This is a genomic window from Kitasatospora sp. NPDC058048 (assembly GCF_042885555.1).
GTDB lineage: Bacteria > Actinomycetota > Actinomycetes > Streptomycetales > Streptomycetaceae > Kitasatospora > Kitasatospora lactacystinica.
This window is the reverse complement of sequence record NZ_JBHVRT010000049.1, coordinates 1-18,190: the sequence shown is the minus strand read 5'-3', so window position 1 is coordinate 18,190 and position 18,190 is coordinate 1. Positions and strand designations below refer to the sequence as shown.

Below are 18,190 nucleotides of genomic sequence, written 5' to 3'. Positions count from 1 at the left end.
CGAAAAGTAGAATCAGCCATCCTGCAGCAGCGAACAGACCCGAAGTGAGGAGCGCCGTGACGGCCATCCAGGAGGCGCAGGAGCGCCCGCGCGGTGCCCGCCTGCCGCGAAGCGCCCGCCGTGAACAACTGCTCGGTGCCGCCCAGGAGGTGTTCGTCGCGCAGGGCTACCACGCGGCCGCCATGGACGACATCGCCGACCGCGCCGGGGTGAGCAAGCCGGTGCTCTACCAGCACTTCCCCGGGAAGCTGGACCTCTACCTGGCGCTGCTGGACAAGCACTGCGACGCCCTGGTCGAGTCGACCCGCGAGGCGCTGTCGGCGACCAACGACAACAAGCAGCGGGTGGCCAACACCATGGAGGCGTACTTCAACTACGTCTCCAGCGAGTCCGGCGCCTTCCGGCTGGTCTTCGAGTCGGACCTGACCAACGAGCCGGCCGTGCGCGAGCGGGTCGAGCGGGCCTCCGAGGCGAGCGCGACGCTGGTCAGCAAGGTGATCCAGGAGGACACCGACCTGCCCGAGGCGGAGTCCAAGCTGCTCGCCGCCGGGGTCTGCGGCCTGGCCCAGATCACCGCCCGGTACTGGCTCTCGCAGGGCCTGGAGATCCCCCGCGACGAGGCGGTGCGGCTGGTCGCCAGCCTGTCCTGGCGCGGCCTGAAGGGCTTCCCGATGCACCCGGGCGAGCAGTCCGGCGAGGGTGCCGCCCACCAGGGCTGATCCACCGACCTTCGTCGGGCCGGGGATCCGGTGCTCTATGGTGAAGCCGTACGGCACGGTCGCCGCGAACGCTTGTCCCAGGCGGTCCGGTGTCCGTGCGTGGAGGCTGCAACCCGGAGGGACGGAAGCCGTGGAGGTCAAGATCGGCGTGCAGAACGCGCCTCGCGAGATCGTGATCGAGAGCTCGCAGACTGCCGATGAGGTCCAGAGCGCGGTCGCGAAGGCGCTGGAGGGCTCGGAGAAGATCTTCGCGCTGTCCGACGAGCACGGCCGTCGCATCATCGTCCCGGCCGAGCGCCTGGCGTACGTGGAGATCGGCGAGTCGGCCTCCCGCAAGGTCGGCTTCGGCACCGCCTGAGGCGTCGCCGCACAGGATCGTCCGGTGCCCCGTTCCCGCGAGGGAGCGGGGCACCGTCGCGTGTACGACCGGGTGGGGCGGGGTACGGCGAGGGTGCGGCGCCGGTGCCGCACGCCCGTTCCCCCGGGAGGCAGCCTTGCTGGTCGAGTCGATCGCCTTCGCCCTCGTCGGCCTGGTCACGGGCGGCGCCGCCCTGCTGGCCCTGCCCGCGTACTTCCGCGCCGCCCGGGCCCTGACACTGGGCACCGCGCTGGCGGCGGCGCTGGTCGGCGGGGTGGTCGCGCACTTCGGCGTGGACGGGCGCCAGCCCGCGGTGTCCGTCGCGGCCGCGGCGGTGGCCGCGGGCGTGCTCACCTCGCTGCTGGCCCGGCCGGACCTCGCCGCCGGGCGCGCCCCGGCGCACCGGCACCACCCGCACCGGCCCGGCGCCCACCGCGCGTCGCGGCGGCACCGGGCGGCGTGAGGAACGAGGCCGGCGACCCGAGGACTCCTAGGACGCCAGGCCGAGGGCGGCCATCCGCTTGGTGTGCGCCTCGGTGATCCGGTTGAACATCTTGCCGACCTCGACCAGGTCGAAGCCCTGCACCTGCACGCCGCCGACCAGTAGGTTGGACAGCGCGTCGCGCTCGGCGACGACCCGCTGGGCCTGGCTGAGCGCCTCGCCCATCAGCCGCCGGCCCCACAGGGCGAGCCGGCCGCCGGCCCGCGGGTCGGCCTCGATGGCCTGGCGGACCTTGTCCACGGCGAACTGGGCGTGGCCGGTGTCGGACATCACGCTCAGCACCAGGTCACGGGTGTCGTCGTCCAGCCGGACGGCCACCTCGCGGTAGAAGTCGGTCGCGATGGCGTCGCCGACGTAGGCCTTGACCAGGCCCTCCAGCCAGTCCGAGGGCGCCGTCATCCGGTGGAACAGCTCCAGCGGCTCGACGAAGGGCCGCATCGCTTCCTGCGGGTCGGCGCCGACCTCGGCGAGCCGGTCGTGCAGCCGCTGGTAGTGCTGGAACTCGGCGGAGGCCATCCGGGCGAGCGCCGCCTTGTCGGCGAGGTCGGGCGCCAGCTTGGCGTCCTCGGCGAGCCGCTCGAAGGCGCTGAGCTCGCCGTACGCGAGCGCGCCGAGCAGGTCCAGCACCGCCGCCCGGTAGCCGGGGTCGGCCGAGCACGCGGCCCAGTCCCCGATCGAGCCGGCCGCCGCGTCCTGCGTCTCACCATGGGTCTCCATGACCCGCAACTTTAGTCCCGCCCCGCCGCCCCGTGCCCGGGCACGCCCAGTGACCGGCCGGAGGGGCCGCTCCGGTGGCAGTTGCCGGGGGCAATGTCAGACGCGTCACGTGTTCGAGTCGTCGCCTGACTGTATGGTGGTACGGAGCCCGTCGTGTTCGCATGGTGTCACCGCCGTCTCGGTACCCCGCGCGAACCCTCCGTAGTGGCACCGTCCAGCCGGACGTGTCCGCACCGGAGGCACGGGTACTCACGTACGCGGATGCCCGGTCGGAGAGCCGATCGGCTCCGACCATGGCTTGGACTTCAAGCCTTGGCACCGCATCAGTGGCCGAGCGAGGGCCGCCGAGACCACGCCCCGAGGCGGAGGTCCCGCGCAGGTCCCTCACGGGAATCCTCCCCGACGCCGCCGGCGACGCGCCCCGCACCAGGGCAGCGCGCACCGGCCGGCCGCAGGGACCGGCGCGGTTGTGCGTCCGCGCAGCTGTATCAGGGCCGCCCAGGCCCGTAGGCAGCCGCGCGGCTGCCCGCCCGCCGCTCGCTCTCGGCCCCTTCGAAAACGGAAGAGGCAGCACCCTGTCCACCACCGCTGAACCCATCAAGACGACGTTCCGGGACCTGGGGATCCTCCCGGAGACCGCCGAGGCGCTCGAGTCCGTCGGCATCGTCCACCCCTTCCCCATCCAGGAGATGACCCTGCCGGTCGCGCTGACCGGCCACGACGTCATCGGCCAGGCCAAGACCGGCACCGGCAAGACCCTGGGCTTCGGCCTCCCGCTGATCGAGCGGGCCATCGTGCGCGCCGACGTGGACGCCGGCCGGGCCACCGAGGACCAGCTCTCCGACTTCCCGCAGGCGCTGATCGTCGTCCCGACCCGCGAGCTGTGCACCCAGGTCACCAACGACCTGCAGACCGCCGGCAAGGTGCGCAACGTGCGCGTCCTCGCCGTCTACGGCGGCCGGGCGTACGAGCCGCAGGTGGAGGCGCTCACCAAGGGCGTCGACATCGTGGTCGGCACCCCGGGCCGCCTTCTGGACCTGGCCGGGCAGAAGAAGCTCAACCTGTCCAAGGTCCGCGCGCTGGTCCTGGACGAGGCCGACGAGATGCTCGACCTCGGCTTCCTGCCGGACGTCGAGAAGATCATCACCATGCTGCCGGCCAAGCGGCAGACCCTGCTGTTCTCGGCCACCATGCCGGGCCAGGTCATCAACCTCGCCCGCCGGTACATGAGCCAGCCGACCCACATCCGGGCCGCCGCCCCGGACGACACCGGTGCGACCGTCGCCAACATCGAGCAGCACATCTTCCGTGCGCACTCGCTGGACAAGGTCGAGATGGTCTCGCGCATCCTGCAGGCCGACGGCCGCGGGCTGGCGATGATCTTCTGCCGCACCAAGCGCACCGCCGCCGACGTCTCCGACCAGCTGACCCAGCGCGGCTTCGCGGCCGGCGCGGTCCACGGCGACCTCGGCCAGGGCGCCCGCGAGCAGGCCCTGCGGGCCTTCCGCAACGGCAAGGTCGACGTGCTGGTCTGCACCGACGTCGCGGCCCGCGGCATCGACGTCGAGGGCGTCACCCACGTCATCAACTACCAGTGCACCGAGGACGAGAAGACCTACCTGCACCGGATCGGCCGCACCGGCCGGGCCGGCGCCTCCGGCACCGCCGTCACCCTGGTCGACTGGGACGACATCCCGCGCTGGCAGCTGATCAACAAGGCGCTGGACCTGCCGTTCAACGACCCGGAGGAGACCTACTCCACCTCCGCGCACCTGTACGAGCTGCTGAAGATCGCGCCGGGCACCAAGGGCGTCCTGCCGCGCTCGGAGCGGACCCGCGCCGGGCTCAACGCGGAGGAGGTCGAGGACCTCGGCGAGACCGGTGGACGCGGCGCCCGCTCGGGCCGCGGCGGTCGCGGCGAGCGCAATGACCGCGGTGAGCGCAGTGAGCGCGGTGACCGTGGTGGACGCGGCGGCCAGGGCGGCTCCGGCCGTCCGGGCGCCGGCACCGCCACGGCCGAGACCGAGGAGCAGCAGCCGCGCCGCACCCGCGAGCGCCGCCGCACCCGCCGGGGCACGGCGGTCGGCGCCGAGGGCGAGGCCGCTGCCGTCGTGACCGGTGCCGCCGTGGCGGCCCCGGCCGTCGAGGGCACCGAGGGCGAGGCCGCTCCGCGCCGTCGCCGCCGCCGCTCGCGCGGCAGTGCGGCCTCGGCCGAGGCCGCGGTGGCGGTCGAGTCGACCCCGGTCGCCGAGGCCGTCGTGGCCGAGGCCGCCGCGGTCGTCGAGGCTGCCGCGGTCGTCGAGGCCGCCGCCGAGACGGTCACCGAGGCCCCGGCCCCGGCGAAGAAGGCCACCCGCGCCCGGACCCGCAAGCCGAAGGCGGAGACCACCGAGACGGCTCCGGCCGCCGAGGCCGTCCTCGCCGAGGCCACCGCGGTCGTCGAGGCCGCCGCCGAGACGGTCACCGAGGCCCCGGCCCCGGCGAAGAAGGCCACCCGCGCCCGGACCCGCAAGCCGAAGGCGGAGACCACCGAGACGGCTCCGGCCGCCGAGGCCGTCCTCGCCGAGGCCACCGCGGTCGTCGAGGCCCCCGCTCCGGCCAAGAAGGCGACCCGGGCCCGCAAGCCGAAGGCGGAGACCACCGAGACGGCTCCGGCCGCCGCGGCCGACGCCACCGAGGCCCCGGCCCCGGCCCCGGCCAAGAAGGCCACCCGGGCCCGCAAGCCGAAGGCCGTCGCCGAGACCGCCCCGGAGGCCCCGGCCGCCGAGGCCGCCGAGACCGCCTCCGAGGTCCCGGCGCCGCGCAAGCGCACCCGCGCCCGCAAGGTCGCCGCGCCGGTGGAGGCCACCCCGGAGAGCTGACACCCCGTGTCTCCCCCCGAGGGGGCGGGCCAGGCCACCCGGCCGGGCCCGCCCCCTCGGGCGTTCCACGCCGCGGTCCCGTCCCGCCGATCGCTCCCGGGGCCCGACCCGCCTCCGCCTCGGACACGCCCTAGGCTCGGGGCGCCGGGGAGTCCCCGGCGGACCGGCGGGTCGCCGGCAGGACAGCAGGGAGAGCAGCCCATGAGCACGCCGCCGTTTCTGACGCTGCCTCGGTGTGCGCGGGCCGAGCGGGTGGTGACCGGGCGCGGGGAGTTCGCGGCGCTGCGGGCGGAGCCGGCCGGGCCGGTGCGCGGTTCGGCACTGCTGGTGCCGGGGTTCACCGGCAGCAAGGAGGACTTCATCGCGCTGCTGGAACCGCTGGCGGCGGCCGGGTACCGGGTGACGGCCGTGGACCAGCGCGGGCAGTACGAGACCGGCGGCCCGGACGACCCGGCGGCGTACGGCGTCGGGGCGCTCGGCGCGGACGTACGGGCGCTGACCGGGGCGCTGACCGCCGACGGCACCCCCTTGCACCTGCTGGGGCACTCCTTCGGCGGCCAGGTGGTGCGCGAGGCGGTGCTCGCCGCGGCCGCCGAGGGCCCGCTGCCCTGGCGGTCGCTGACCCTGGTGTCCACCGGCCCGGGCGCGATCGACCCGGCCGAGGCGGCCCGCACCGAGCTGCTGCTGGACGCCCTGCAGGGCATGGACCTGGAGCAGATCTGGCAGGTCATGCGGCAGTTGGAGGCGGAGAGCGGGCAGCCCCGGCCGAGCCTGGAGCCGGCCGTCGCGGAGTTCCTGCACCGGCGCTGGCTGGCCAACGTGCCGCGGGCGCTGTCCGTCACCGGCGGCCATCTGGTGGCCGCGCCGGACCGGGTGGCGGAGCTTGCCGCCGCCACCGCCGGGCTGCCGCTGCTGGTGCTGTCGGGCGTGCGGGACTACGCCTGGCCGGTCCCGGAGCAGACCGCGATGGCCGAGCGGCTGGGTGCCCGCCGGGTGGTGGTCGCGGACGCCGGGCACTCCCCCAACGCCGAGCGGCCGGCCGCCACGGCCGAGGCGCTGGCCGCTTTCTGGGGCTGACGCGGCCGGCGCCGACGCCCGCCGGACCGGTCCGGTTCCCCCGGTTCACCGAAAGTGGTCTGTACCACTTCTGCAACTTCGACCGGCTTCAACACAGGACAAAATTCGTTAGTTACGGTAATCTTTGATTCTGTCCGGGAATCATCGCCGGCCTCCGCTCGGCGCCAATCTCCCGAAACCTGGACTTTACGGACGGGCAACGGCCCGGTAGCACCGCCACGTCACCGTGGTTCACGAGGCACTGGACGTACCAGGCAAGCAAGGGGGGCCCTTGCCGCAGCAGACCGCCGCACCCGCGACTACGACCCGCCCGGTCCGGTCTCACCGCCGGATCCGCAGGACCCCGAAAGGGCTGATACCGACTCAGCCGCGACCGCCCCGCCCCGCGGGGTCAGGAAAGGAGACGCCCATGACGAAGACCATGCGCTTCGAGATCGTCCGGCTCGACGACACCAACGGCTCCGCCGCCGACCGCCTGATCGCCGACGCCGCCACCGTGCGCGAGGTCGTCGACGCCGCCGCCCGCACCGGCGAGCGCCTGCTCATCCGCCCGTGCCCGACCGTCTGACCCGTCGCGGCGCCTCCGACCCGGAGCCCACACCCGCCGCCGACGACCCGGGAGCGTCCGATCCGGACGTTCCGATACCCGACTGACGCCCCGTCACCGCATTCGCCGATGACGGGGCGTCAGTGCGTTCGGGGTTCGGAGCCGGAACGTTTGCCGCCGCCCGGGACGGGACATCCCCCAACGGGAACCGCCCGCGCCGCACCCACCCGGTGCCGGTCCGGGCGTCCGCCACCGACAGGTGCCGCCGAGCCCTCCGTACGGGTGATCGTCCTTGACGCGGCGGTCCGGAGGGAGGAGCGTTGACGGCTATGAGGGGCGAGCCAAGCTGCCCGAGGTGCGCCGGTCGGGTCCGCGCCCCCGGTCTGTTCTCAGACACCTGGCAGTGCGACCGGCACGGAGCCGTGCACCCGATGCAGCCCGTGCTGCCCCCGAGTGTGGAGGCCCTCGGCGTCGCCGTCGCCCGCTCCCAGGTCCCGGTCTGGCTGCCCTGGCCGCTCCCGGTCGGCTGGCTCTACACCGGCATCGCCCACGTCGGTGACGACGTTTCGGGAGCCCGGGCCACCGCCGTCGCCTGCTCCGGACCGGCCCCGCTCGGCGGCTTCGGCGAGCTGGTGCTGATCGCCGAGGAGCTGGGCGTCGGCCTCGGTGCCCGCTACGCGGGCCTGCCCGGGCCGGACCCGGGCGACTCCGTCGGCCTCTACAAGCCCGCCGACGCCAAGCTGATGGCCGCCGGACGGCCCACGCCGATGTTCCACGTCCCGGACGCCCCGGCCGACCGCGCGGTGTTCGCCGGCGAGGCCCGCGGACTCTGGATCTGGGCGGTCGCCTGGCCCGAGCAGTCCGCGCTGGTGATGTACGACGAGCTGGTGCTGACCGACCTGCGCGAGGCGGGCGCCGAACTGGACCTGCTGCCCTGCGGGGCGCTCTCCCCCCGGCTGCTCGGCTGACCGCTGGCCTATCCTGGGCGGCACCCACGAGCCCCCAGGAGCCCGACCCGTGCGCATCGACCTGCACGCCCACAGCAACGCCTCCGACGGCACCGACAGCCCGGCCGAGCTGGTCGCCGCGGCCGTCGCCGCGGACCTCGACGTGGTGGCGCTGACCGACCACGACACCGTGGCCGGCCACGCCGAGGCCGCCGGGGCGGTGCGCGCGCTGCCCGCGGGCAGCCGGCTGACCGTCGTCCCGGGCGCCGAGCTGTCCTGTGCCGTGGACGGCATCAGCATGCACCTGCTGGCGTACCTGTTCGACCCCGAGGAGCCGGAGTTCGCGCGCGAGCGGGACCTGGTGCGCACCGACCGGTTCCGGCGCGGTCGGGCGATCGTGGAGCGCTGCCGGGAGCTCGGCGCGGACATCAGCTGGGAGCAGGTGCGGCGGATCGCCGGGGCCGGCTCGGTCGGACGGCCGCACATCGCCAGCGCGCTGGTCGAGGCGGGCGTGGTGGCCACCGTCTCGGACGCCTTCACCGCCGACTGGCTGGCCAACGGCGGGCGGGCGGACGTGCGCAAGCACGAGACCGACCCGGTCGCGGCGGTCCGGCTGGTCCGGGCGGCCGGCGGGGTGCCGGTGTTCGCCCACCCCGGCGCGGTCAAGCGCGGCCGGACGGTCTCCGACCAGGTGATCGCCGACCTCGCGGCGGCCGGGCTGGCCGGACTGGAGGTCGACCACACCGACCACGACGAGGACACCAGGGTCCGGCTGCGCGGCCTGGCCGGCGAGCTCGGCCTGCTGGTCACCGGCTCCAGCGACTACCACGGCACCCGCAAGACCGTCCGGCTCGGCGAACACACCACCCACCCCGAGGTGTACGGGGCACTGCTGGCCCAGGCCACCGGCGCCGAGCCGATCGAGCGCTGAGCGGACGCGAACGCTGGGGCGGAGGCGGGCACGGGGACGGACGCTGGGGCAGGGGACCCGTGATCCCTTGCCCCGGGGTCCGACGCCGCCGCACCCCGTCCGATCGCGCGGCGGTCAGTCCAGCCGGACGCCGCGGCGGTTCGGGTCGCGCAGGTCGGCGCCCTGGTCGAGCCAGCGCTCCTGCAGCGCGGCCGCGCCGTGCACCCGCTTCCAGCCCGCCTCGTTGGGCGTCATCGGCAGCAGCGGCAGGAAGCGGACCGGGTCGGCCGGATCGGCCAGCTCCAGGTCCTCGACCAGGCCGCCCGGTTCGGCGGCGAGCACCGAGGTGAAGGGCGCGCCGTCCCAGAGCGGGGAGCCGAGGTCCAGCGAGCCGCCCGGGGCCACCACCAGGCCCTCGACCTGCGGGGTGGCGGCGAAGGTGGCCAGGGTGCGCAGCACGCTGTCGCGCCCGCCCCGGACGGTCAGCACCAGTTCGGCGCGCGGGCCGCGCACCTGGTCGGCGACCGGCGCGGTCGGGTCGGCCATCGGCGCGGCGGACATGCCGAGCGTGGCGTACCGCACGAGGTCCTCGGTGTCCGGGCCGAAGCGCAGCACCTCGATCCGGTCGGCACCGAGGAAGGTGACCGCGGCGCGGCCGCCCGGCTCGCCGAAGGTGGAGATCAGCCGGGCCTCGACGGCGGCCAGCACCGCCTCCCGGGAGAGCTCCGGGGAGGTGCCGCCGTGGGGGTCGCCGAAGAGCGGGAAGTCGTGCGCCATGCCGGTGAGCGTAACCCCCGGGGGTTCGCGGGCCGCGTGCGGGCGGGTGCGCGGGCGCTCGCGGCGGGGCCGCACAAGGATCCCGTAAAGCCTTCGGAAACCTCCGGGAAACCCCACGGCTTCGACGCCCGGTCAGATGTTAGGGTGAGCGACTGGCCACCGGGATCGTTTCGTCCCGGGGCGGCGGCGCGAAGGAGGTGGTTGCGGTGGATACCGGCCGACCATGCAGTACCGGCAGCTCTACCCGGCCCCGACTCCCCCGTACCCCGCGCCCCGCAGGCCCAACCGGCTGAATCAGCCGCGGTAGCCCCGGGCGCAGGCCCCACGGCGGACGGACCGGCCGGGAGAGCACTTTCATCCCCCGTTCCACCGGTGTTCTCCGCCGTCGTACCGCGGCCGAACGTTTTTCCTTCCGCGCCGCCGCGCGACGGTTCCTGCCTCTGGGAGCCTGCCATGTCGATGATCAACAGCCTGCGCGCCGCCGTCCGCACCAACCGCCGCCGCGGTGTGTCCGGCGTCTACGACGTCCTGCCCGAGGACGCCGGTTCGGCGGTCGTGGACTGCGCGGTCTACCAGCACGGCAAGCGCAGGGGCGAGACGTGCAGCCCCCGCGAGGCCGCCCACCGGGTCAAGGCCGCCCACCAACTCCCCGAGGGCGAGGGCTCGTTCAGCTGGATCGGGCTGCACGAGCCGACCGAGGCCGAGTTCGAGGGGATCGCCCAGCGCTTCGGCCTGCACCCGCTCGCGGTCGAGGACGCGGTGCACGCGCACCAGCGCCCCAAGGTCGAGCGCTACGACAGCGTGCTGTTCGCCGTCTTCAAGACCATCCGCTACGTGGAGCACGACCAGCTCACGCCCACCAGCGAGGTGGTGGAGACCGGCGAGCTGATGGTCTTCGCCGGCCGGGACTTCGTCATCACCGTCCGGCACGGCGGCCACGGCTCACTGCAGGAGCTGCGCCACCGGCTGGAGGCCGACGCGGACGAGAGCGGGCTGCTCTCCAAGGGCCCGGCGGCGGTGCTGCACGCGATCGCCGACCACGTGGTGGACAACTACCTGCTGGTCGCCGAGCGGCTCCAGAACGACGTGGACGAGATCGAGTACGGCGTCTTCTCGGCCAAGGGCGGGCGCAGCGCCGATGTCGGCCGGGTCTACCAACTCAAGCGCGAGGTACTGGAGTTCAAGCGTGCCGTGGTGCCGCTGCTGCGCCCGATGCAGCAGCTGTCCGAACCGCTCCAGCGGCTGGTCGACCCGGATATCCAGAAGTACTTCCGGGACGTCGCCGACCACCTGGCCCGGGTCGCCGAGCAGGTGCACGGCTTCGACGAGCTGCTGAACTCGCTGCTGCAGGCGAACCTGGCGCAGGTCTCGGTGGCGCAGAACGAGGACATGCGCAAGATCACCGCCTGGGCGGCGATCTTCGCGGTGCCCACCATGATCACCGGCGTGTACGGCATGAACTTCGATTACATGCCCGAGCTGCACCACGAGTACGGCTACCCGATGGTGCTCGGCGCGATCGCGCTGATCTGCGTCGGGATGTACCGGGGCTTCCGCCGCAACGGCTGGCTCTGACCGCCGCGGCCGGCTCCGGTCCGACGGTCAGCGCCGCCCACCGCGGGCGACCAGGACCAGGCCGAGCAGGATCAGCACCACCGCCGGGTAGGCGGCCGCCGGGGGCCACTGGCCCAGCCAGAGGGCGGCGATCAGCGCCGCGCCCGGGGTCTCCAGCAGGATCGCGGTGGAAGTGATCGACGGCCCGAGGTTGCGCACCACGCGGTTGCTCAGCGAGTGGCCGAGCAGCTGGGCGGAGACCATCAGCAGCACGATCTGCCACCACACCCCGGCCGGCCATCCGGCCAGCGGCGTGCCGGCCACCAGGCAGATCCCCAGCAGCACGGCCGCCGTGGTGGCGTAGCAGACCAGGGTGTAGGCGGTGGTGCTGACGGTCCTGCGGACCTCGGCACCCAGCAGCATGTACCCGGCCGCGGCCAGGCCCGCGCCGAGCGCGAGGGCGTCGCCGAGCAGCGCGCGCGGGGAGAGCGAGAGGTCCACGCCGGTCAGCACCAGCACGCCGGCGAAGGCGACGATCGTGCCGGTCCAGACCGCTCGCGGCGCCCGGACGCCCATCAGCCGCATCAGCAGGATGGTCCACAGCGGGGTGGTGGTGACCAGGGCGGTGGCCGAGGCCACCGAGGTCATCCGCAGGCTGGGCATCCAGAGCGCGAAGTGCACGCCGAGCAGCACTCCCGCGGCCACCGCGAGCAGCAGTGCCCGCCGGCCGATCCCGCGCAGTTCGGCGCGGTGGCGCAGCAGCGCGTACGGGCCGAGGACGCCGACCGACATGACGTTGCGCCAGAAGGCGATCGCCAGCGCGGGCGCGGCGGTGGCGCTGATCAGCGGACCGGACAGCGAGATGCCGCCGATCGAGACCGCGAGCAGCAGCAGGTCGAGGGTGGGGAGCGGGTGCGCCGGCCCCGGGCCGGCAGTCGCGGTCGCGGGGGCGGTCGGGGCGGCGGAGGGGGCGGTCGCGGGCCGGGCGGCGGACACGGCGCTCCTTGCTGGTCGCGGGGGTGGGGCGGTCATACGGTAAGGCCCGTGGCGGCGCAATGGAACTGTCGCCCGGAGGCTGAGACGTCCGACCGGCTCCGGACCGCTCCGCCGGAGGGCCCCCGGTGGCCGTACGCTGTCCGCCATGGACCGTACGCCCGCCACCGCGACCGCCGACGACTTCCTCGACCGGGCCCTGCTGGAGGAGGCCGCGAAGAAGTCCGGCCTGCTCTGGGTGCGCGCGGACGGGCAGGAGCACGCCCGGCCGCTGTGGCACGCCTGGCACGACGGCGCCGTCGTGGTGGTCGGCGGGGGCGGCGAGCAGCCGCTGCACGGCCTGGAGCCCGGCGCCGGGGCCGTGGTCACCGTCCGCAGCAAGGACAAGGGCGGCCGGCTGACCGGCTGGACCGCCCGGGTGGTCGAACCGGCCCCGGACAGCGAGGCCTGGCTGGGCGCCGTCGAGGAGCTCAAGGGCAAGCGGCTGAACGCGCCCGACACCGACGCCATCACCGCCCGCTGGGCCCGCGAGTGCCGGGTGCTGCGGCTGGAGCCGACCGGCCCGCTCACCGAGCACCCCGGGGCGATGCCGGACGGCTCGCACGCCGCGCAGCCGCTGCCCACCCCGGCCACCACCCGCCGCCCGATCCCGGCCGGCCTGCCCAAGCTGCTGTTCAAGCGCCGTTAAAGCCCCCCTAAACCTTTGAGCCCGGGACTCGTCCGACGGCTACCGTGCCTCCCGGCCGGGCCCGGAACACGCGGGTAGCCTTGGCCGCGGACGCGCCCCCGGCGCGTCCGGTACGGCGTCGAGCGAGTCGAGGGAGTCCATGGCAGGGCCAGGCACCCGGGTCTTCATCTCCCATCTGTCCGCCATCGCGGTCTTCGACCCGAACGGCGACCAGGTCGGGCGGGTCCGGGACGTGGTCGTGTCGCTGCGGCTCGGCGGCCGCCCCCCGCGCGTGCTCGGCCTGGTGGTCGAGGTGGTCGGCCGGCGCCGGATCTTCCTGCCGATGACCCGGGTGACCAGCCTGGAGTCCGGCCAGGTGCTCACCACCGGTGTGATCAACATGCGCCGCTTCGAGCAGCGCCCGTCCGAGACCCTGGTGCTCGCCGAACTGCTCGACCGCACCGTCACCTGGTCCAAGACCGGTGAGCAGGTCACCGTGCTGGACGTCGGCATGGTGCAGAGCCGGCTGCGCGAGTGGGAGATCAGCAAGGTCTTCGTCCAGCTCGGCCGGGCCGGCCGGCTGCGCAAGGGCAAGGGCGAACGGCTCACTCTGGACTGGCAGGACGTCACCGGCTTCTCGCTGACCGAACAGGACCAGGGCGCGGCCAACCTGCTCGCCACCTTCGAGCAGCTGCGCCCCGCCGACCTCGCCAGCGTGCTGCACCACCTGTCCGCCAAGCGCCGGGCCGAGGTCGCCGCCGCCCTCGACGACGAGCGGCTGGCCGACGTCCTGGAGGAGCTGCCCGAGGACGACCAGGTCGAGATCATCGGCAAGCTCCAGGAGGAACGCGCCGCCGACGTCCTGGAGGCGATGGACCCGGACGACGCCGCCGACCTGCTCTCCGAGCTGCCCGGCGACGAGGCCGAGCGGCTGCTCCAGCTGATGGAGCCGGACGAGGCCGCGCCGGTGCGCCGCCTGCTGACCTACGAGGAGGACACCGCCGGCGGTCTGATGACCACCGAGCCGGTCGTGCTGGAGCCGGACGCGACGGTCGCCGAGGCGCTGGCCCGGGTCCGGGTCAGCGACCACAAGCCCGCGCTGGCCGCGCAGGTCTTCGTCTGCCGCCCGCCGAACGAGACCCCGACCGGCCGCTACCTGGGCACCGTGCACTTCCAGCGGCTGCTGCGCGAACCCCCGTACGTCCTGGTCGGCTCGCTGGTGGACGACGACCTGGACCCGCTGCCGCCGGACACCCCGCTGTCGCTGATCACCAGCTACCTGGCGACCTACAACCTGGTCGCCGCACCGGTCGTGGACGAAGCGGACCACCTGCTCGGCGCGGTGACCGTCGACGACGTGCTGGACCACCTGCTGCCGGACGACTGGCGCGACGCCGCGCTGCACGCCCACGACGAGGACCGCGACGACGAGAGCGAAGGGGTGACCGGTGGACGGTGACCGCAGCGGACGGCCGGACGACTCCGCGCGCCGACGCCTCCAGGGAGAACTGCGCCAGCTGCGTCAGCTGCGCGAGCTGCGCACCCGCGAGGGCGGCCGGGACCGGCGCTCGGACACCGCGCCGATCACCGGCACCGGCCGCACCCGGCTCGACCAGCCGCGCACCGCGCGGCCAGGCCTGCTCTCGCTGCCCTCCTACGACCCGGAGGCCTTCGGCGTCCTGTCCGAGCGGATCGCCCGCTTCCTCGGCACAGGTCGGTTCATCGTCTGGATGACGGTGGTGGTCGTCGTCTGGATAGCGTGGAACACCCTGCTGCCGGCGAACGTGCGCTTCGACGAGTACCCGTTCATCTTCCTGACCCTGGCACTGTCCCTGCAGGCCTCGTACGCGGCCCCGCTGATCCTGCTGGCGCAGAACCGCCAGGACAACCGGGACCGGGTCAACATGGAGCAGGACCGGGCCCGCAGCGACCGCAACATCGCCGACACCGAGTACCTGACCCGCGAGGTCGCGGCCCTGCGGCACGGGCTCGGCGAGGTGGCCACCCGGGACTTCATCCGGTCCGAACTCCAGTCCCTGCTCAAGGAGATCGACGAGCGCCGGGAGTCCTCCGACGCCCTGTGACCCTCGGCACGCTACCGGCGAGTCAAGGGAATCCGTCGGCGCCGTACCATCAAGGCATGGCCAACGAGACAGAGGTCGCGGCCGGCGTCACGGAGGAGTCCGTACGCCAGGCGCTGGCGACCGTCAACGACCCGGAGATCAACCGCCCGATCACCGAGATCGGCATGGTGAAATCGGTCGGGATCGCCGAGGGCGGCGCGGTGCGCGTCGCGGTCTACCTGACGGTCTCCGGCTGCCCGATGCGCGACACCATCGTCACCCGGGTGCGCGAGGCGGTCGGGAAGGTCCCCGGCGTGACCGGCGTCGAGGTCGAGCTCGACGTGATGAGCGACGAGCAGCGCAAGGAGCTGTCCCAGCTGCTGCGCGGCGGCGCCCCCGAGCGGGAGATCCCGTTCGCCAAGCCGGGCACGCTGACCAGGGTCTACGCCGTCGCCTCCGGCAAGGGCGGCGTCGGCAAGTCCTCGGTGACCGTCAACCTGGCGGCCGCGATGGCCGCCGACGGTCTGAAGGTCGCCGTGGTGGACGCCGACATCTACGGCCACAGCGTGCCGCGCATGCTGGGCGTCGAGGGCCGGCCGACCCAGGTCCAGGACATGATCATGCCGCCGCAGGCGAACGGCGTGAAGGTCATCTCGATCGGCATGTTCACCCCGGGCAACGCCCCGGTGGTCTGGCGCGGCCCGATGCTGCACCGCGCGCTCCAGCAGTTCCTCGCCGACGTGTACTGGGGCGACCTGGACGTGCTGCTGCTGGACCTGCCGCCCGGCACCGGCGACATCGCGATCTCGGTGGCCCAGCTGGTCCCCAACGCGGAGATCCTGATCGTCACCACCCCGCAGATGGCCGCCGCCGAGGTGGCCGAGCGGGCCGGCACCATCGCGGTGCAGACCCACCAGAAGATCGTCGGCGTGATCGAGAACATGTCCGGCATGCCGTGCCCGCACTGCGACGAGATGATCGACGTCTTCGGGACCGGCGGCGGCCAGACCGTCGCGGACGCGCTCACCCGCACCGTCGGCGCGACCGTCCCGGTGCTCGGCTCGATCCCGATCGACGTGCGGCTGCGCGAGGGCGGCGACGACGGCCGCCCGGTCGTGCTCGCCGCGCCCGACTCCCCGGCCGGCGCCGCCCTGCGCGCCGTGGCCGGCAAGCTCGGCGGCCGCCAGCGCGGGCTGTCCGGCATGTCGCTGGGCCTGACGCCCAGGAACAAGTTCTGAGACCGTGACCGACGGAGGGCCGGGTGGCCGGACCACCCGGCCCTCCGTCGTACCGTCGCGCGCCCCGGGGCGCTACGGCCGGGTGTAGGCGGCCAGCTCCGCAACGGTGGCGAAGCCGATGCCGTAGGCGCTGACGCCGCGGCCGTAGGCGCCGAGCAGGACGCCGGGGGCCTCGCCGGCCAGCACCCAGCCGTACTCGGACTCGCGGTAGCGGAAGGGCTGCGGCAGCCCGTTGACGGGCAGGCTGAGGGTGGACCAGCCGGGGCCCGCCAGGTCGTCGGCGAGGTCCCAGGCGAGGCTGCTCTGCTGGTCCAGCCAGTCCTGGCGCAGCGCCCGGTCCAGCTGCCCGGGCCAGGTCCCGGCGAGCAGGCCGGAACCGGCCAGCCAGGCCGCGGAGGAGGCGGAGGTCGCTTCCAGGGTGCCGGTGTTGTCGGCACTGCGGCGGCTGTCCCGGCGGGCCACCGTGACCACGACGGCGAACTTCCGCACGTCGCGCGGCTCGTACCGCTGGGCCGGCTCCTCGCCGTGGCCGAGCGAGCCGTAGTCGACACTGCCCGCGGTGCGGGGGCCGGCGCCGGCCTGCACCAGGAAGCGACGGCCGGTCCAGCCCTCGTCGAGCCCGTACCAGGGGAAGTCTGCGGACAGGTAGGGCACCAGCGGGTCCACCGGGCCGGCCTGTCCGCCGACCACCGGGCCGCCGGCCGTGACCGTCGCCCCTCCCGCCTGACTCGTCGCGTCCATCCCCGGGCCTCCTCAAACACACGTTTGCCTGCCGTGGCGCGCTCCCATGGTGGCGCACCGCGGCGCTCCCCGGGGCCGTTCCTGGTACGCGACGGGGCGCGTTGTGACGGACGGCTCAGCGGGAACAATCAGCACAATAGCGGCGCACACGCCACCGCCCCGCTCAGCCGGTGGCCGGGCGGGGCGGTGGCGCGGAGCCGGACGCGCCGTACGCGGTGCGGATCGACCGGCGTACGCGGCGTGATCAGGTGGCGTCGGGGTCGAACGGGGGGCGCTCGCCGGGCGCCAGCGGGGCGCCGGTGGAGGCGGCGGCCGGCGCGGACTTCTCGAAGCTGACGCTGCCGCTGCGGCCGTTGACCGGCGCCGCCGGCTTGTCGTCCAGGACCGAGCGGATGTCCAGCGAGTCCTTCATCTCCTTGAGGCCCAGCGGGTCCTCCTGGCCGCCCATGAGCTGCTTGCGGACGAAGGTCTTGGGGTTCAGGTCCTCGAACTCGAAGTCCTGGAAGTCGGGGCCCAGCTCGCTGCGGATGTCCTCCTTCGCGTTGTCGGCGAAGGAACGGATCTTCCGGATGAAGCCCATCGTGTCCTGGATCAACTTCGGCAGTTTGTCCGGGCCGAAGATGATGATCGCCATCACGACAAGCGTCAGGAGCTCCAGCCCACCCACGTCGCTGAACACCTTTGCTCCCTAGCTCGTCGGACGACGGTTCCTACAGGGTAATGGCCACCGGCGAGTCCCTGGTCCACGCTGGGATGAAGCCGTGGTAAAGACCTGCCGGTGGCCGAGGCCGTCCGGACCGGAGCACCGGTGTCCGTCGAGGGCCGCTCTAGCGAGTCTGCTGGCGCAGTGCGGCGGGGCCCCCGGGGTAGCGCTCCGGGTAGCCCGGCGGGGTCGCCTCGCGGGTCGCGGCGACCGGGCGGCCCGGGAAGTCCACCGGGACCTGCGCGTTCATCGGGACGAGTCCGCCGCCCCGGCCGGTGCCGGCACCGGGCGGGCTGACGGTGGTGCCGTGGCGCTCCTCGCCCTGGGTGCTGAGCCCGCCGACGCCGCCGAGCGTCACCGCGGCGACGGAGAAGGCGCCCGCGGCCGCGAACACCAGGCGGCGTCCGCGCGCGGGAGGGCGCACGGCGGCCGCGGAGGGCTGCGGACGGGCCGGGGCGGCGGTGGGCTCGGGACGGGCCGCGCGCCGGCCCATGAGCGGCCCCAGCACCGCGCCGCGCCCGAAGGCACGCGGATCCACCCCGGGCAGCGGGGCGTCGGCGCCGAGCGCGCCCGCGCCGAAGGAGGCCCCGGCACCGCGGCCGAAGGAGCCGCCGTCGAGCCGGCTGCCGCCGAGCGTGCCGGTGGCCGCGACCCCGCCACCGGGCAGGTCGTCGTCGTCATCGCCCCGGCGGGCCCCCGGCCGGCGGGCCCCGGGCCCCCGGGGGGGCCCCGGGGGGGGGGCCCCCGCCCCAACGCGGGGCCCACACCCCGCGGGCCGGGCCGGGGGGGCCGGGGGGGGGCACCAGTTGGTTGAGG

The 18,190-nt window shown here is 74.4% G+C and carries 19 protein-coding genes; 13 read left to right on the top strand and 6 right to left on the bottom strand.

Features of this window, described 5'->3' with window-relative positions:
* The first annotated feature begins 56 nt into the window (after nucleotides 1–56).
* From ACFVVA_RS35975 to ACFVVA_RS35965, 3 genes are all read left to right on the top strand, one after another.
* Entirely contained in the window at nucleotides 57–719 is a 663-nt protein-coding gene (locus ACFVVA_RS35975) for a TetR/AcrR family transcriptional regulator (RefSeq protein ID WP_387694913.1), read from the top strand.
* A 130-nt stretch (nucleotides 720–849) separates the two neighbouring features.
* A complete protein-coding gene (locus tag ACFVVA_RS35970; protein WP_359903510.1) occupies nucleotides 850–1,077 on the top strand; it encodes a DUF3107 domain-containing protein in 228 nt (75 codons plus the stop codon).
* A gap of 136 nt (nucleotides 1,078–1,213) precedes the next feature.
* Entirely contained in the window at nucleotides 1,214–1,540 is a 327-nt protein-coding gene (locus ACFVVA_RS35965; protein WP_359903512.1) for a hypothetical protein, read from the top strand.
* Between the two features lie 27 nt (nucleotides 1,541–1,567).
* Here the strand turns inward: ACFVVA_RS35965 and ACFVVA_RS35960 are convergent, their stop codons facing one another.
* Nucleotides 1,568–2,296, bottom strand: a complete 729-nt coding sequence (locus ACFVVA_RS35960; RefSeq protein ID WP_049660234.1) for a ferritin-like fold-containing protein — start codon at nucleotides 2,294–2,296, stop codon at nucleotides 1,568–1,570.
* A 689-nt stretch (nucleotides 2,297–2,985) separates the two neighbouring features.
* Between ACFVVA_RS35960 and ACFVVA_RS35955 the strand changes: the two genes are divergently transcribed.
* The 5 genes from ACFVVA_RS35955 to ACFVVA_RS35935 all read left to right on the top strand — a co-directional run bounded on the left by ACFVVA_RS35955 (nucleotide 2,986) and on the right by ACFVVA_RS35935 (nucleotide 8,659).
* Complete coding sequence (locus tag ACFVVA_RS35955; RefSeq protein WP_387694912.1) at nucleotides 2,986–5,157, top strand: DEAD/DEAH box helicase; 2,172 nt, start codon at nucleotides 2,986–2,988, stop codon at nucleotides 5,155–5,157.
* Between the two features lie 201 nt (nucleotides 5,158–5,358).
* A complete protein-coding gene (locus ACFVVA_RS35950; RefSeq protein ID WP_387694911.1) occupies nucleotides 5,359–6,234 on the top strand; it encodes an alpha/beta fold hydrolase in 876 nt (291 codons plus the stop codon).
* Nucleotides 6,235–6,643: 409 nt separating this feature from the next.
* Nucleotides 6,644–6,802 (top strand): hypothetical protein, encoded by a 159-nt coding sequence (locus ACFVVA_RS35945; RefSeq protein WP_359903649.1) that lies wholly within the window; start codon nucleotides 6,644–6,646, stop codon nucleotides 6,800–6,802.
* A 308-nt stretch (nucleotides 6,803–7,110) separates the two neighbouring features.
* Nucleotides 7,111–7,749 carry a DUF6758 family protein gene (locus ACFVVA_RS35940; protein WP_387694910.1) on the top strand — a complete coding sequence of 213 codons (639 nt, stop codon included), beginning with the start codon at nucleotides 7,111–7,113 and terminating at the stop codon, nucleotides 7,747–7,749.
* 49 nt (nucleotides 7,750–7,798) lie between these two features.
* Complete coding sequence (locus ACFVVA_RS35935) at nucleotides 7,799–8,659, top strand: PHP domain-containing protein (protein ID WP_387694909.1); 861 nt, start codon at nucleotides 7,799–7,801, stop codon at nucleotides 8,657–8,659.
* Between the two features lie 114 nt (nucleotides 8,660–8,773).
* Here the strand turns inward: ACFVVA_RS35935 and ACFVVA_RS35930 are convergent, their stop codons facing one another.
* The gene (locus ACFVVA_RS35930) at nucleotides 8,774–9,415 is read right to left on the bottom strand and encodes a suppressor of fused domain protein (RefSeq protein ID WP_387694908.1); all 642 of its coding nucleotides are present in this window, start codon (nucleotides 9,413–9,415) and stop codon (nucleotides 8,774–8,776) included.
* A gap of 453 nt (nucleotides 9,416–9,868) precedes the next feature.
* On the opposite strand from ACFVVA_RS35930, the gene corA reads away from it, so the two are divergent.
* On the top strand, nucleotides 9,869–10,990 hold the full coding sequence (corA, locus tag ACFVVA_RS35925) for a magnesium/cobalt transporter CorA (RefSeq protein ID WP_387694907.1): 1,122 nt from the start codon (nucleotides 9,869–9,871) through the stop codon (nucleotides 10,988–10,990).
* A gap of 27 nt (nucleotides 10,991–11,017) precedes the next feature.
* Here the strand turns inward: corA and ACFVVA_RS35920 are convergent, their stop codons facing one another.
* Nucleotides 11,018–11,965, bottom strand: a complete 948-nt coding sequence (locus ACFVVA_RS35920) for a DMT family transporter (RefSeq protein WP_387694906.1) — start codon at nucleotides 11,963–11,965, stop codon at nucleotides 11,018–11,020.
* Between the two features lie 145 nt (nucleotides 11,966–12,110).
* Between ACFVVA_RS35920 and ACFVVA_RS35915 the strand changes: the two genes are divergently transcribed.
* From ACFVVA_RS35915 to ACFVVA_RS35900, 4 genes are all read left to right on the top strand, one after another.
* Entirely contained in the window at nucleotides 12,111–12,650 is a 540-nt protein-coding gene (locus tag ACFVVA_RS35915; protein WP_387694905.1) for a hypothetical protein, read from the top strand.
* A 139-nt stretch (nucleotides 12,651–12,789) separates the two neighbouring features.
* On the top strand, nucleotides 12,790–14,088 hold the full coding sequence (locus ACFVVA_RS35910) for a magnesium transporter MgtE N-terminal domain-containing protein (protein ID WP_387694903.1): 1,299 nt from the start codon (nucleotides 12,790–12,792) through the stop codon (nucleotides 14,086–14,088).
* 76 nt (nucleotides 14,089–14,164) lie between these two features.
* Nucleotides 14,165–14,713, top strand: a complete 549-nt coding sequence (locus tag ACFVVA_RS35905) for a DUF1003 domain-containing protein (protein ID WP_387694950.1) — start codon at nucleotides 14,165–14,167, stop codon at nucleotides 14,711–14,713.
* Between the two features lie 56 nt (nucleotides 14,714–14,769).
* Complete coding sequence (locus ACFVVA_RS35900) at nucleotides 14,770–15,930, top strand: Mrp/NBP35 family ATP-binding protein (protein ID WP_387694902.1); 1,161 nt, start codon at nucleotides 14,770–14,772, stop codon at nucleotides 15,928–15,930.
* 72 nt (nucleotides 15,931–16,002) lie between these two features.
* On the opposite strand, the gene ACFVVA_RS35895 is transcribed toward ACFVVA_RS35900, so the two are convergent.
* The 3 genes from ACFVVA_RS35895 to ACFVVA_RS35885 form a co-directional block, all read right to left on the bottom strand.
* A complete protein-coding gene (locus tag ACFVVA_RS35895) occupies nucleotides 16,003–16,671 on the bottom strand; it encodes a hypothetical protein (protein WP_387694901.1) in 669 nt (222 codons plus the stop codon).
* A 244-nt stretch (nucleotides 16,672–16,915) separates the two neighbouring features.
* On the bottom strand, nucleotides 16,916–17,350 hold the full coding sequence (locus tag ACFVVA_RS35890) for a sec-independent translocase (protein ID WP_387694900.1): 435 nt from the start codon (nucleotides 17,348–17,350) through the stop codon (nucleotides 16,916–16,918).
* Nucleotides 17,351–17,498: 148 nt separating this feature from the next.
* Nucleotides 17,499–17,912 carry a hypothetical protein gene (locus ACFVVA_RS35885; protein ID WP_387694898.1) on the bottom strand — a complete coding sequence of 138 codons (414 nt, stop codon included), beginning with the start codon at nucleotides 17,910–17,912 and terminating at the stop codon, nucleotides 17,499–17,501.
* Nucleotides 17,913–18,190 lie beyond the last annotated feature (278 nt).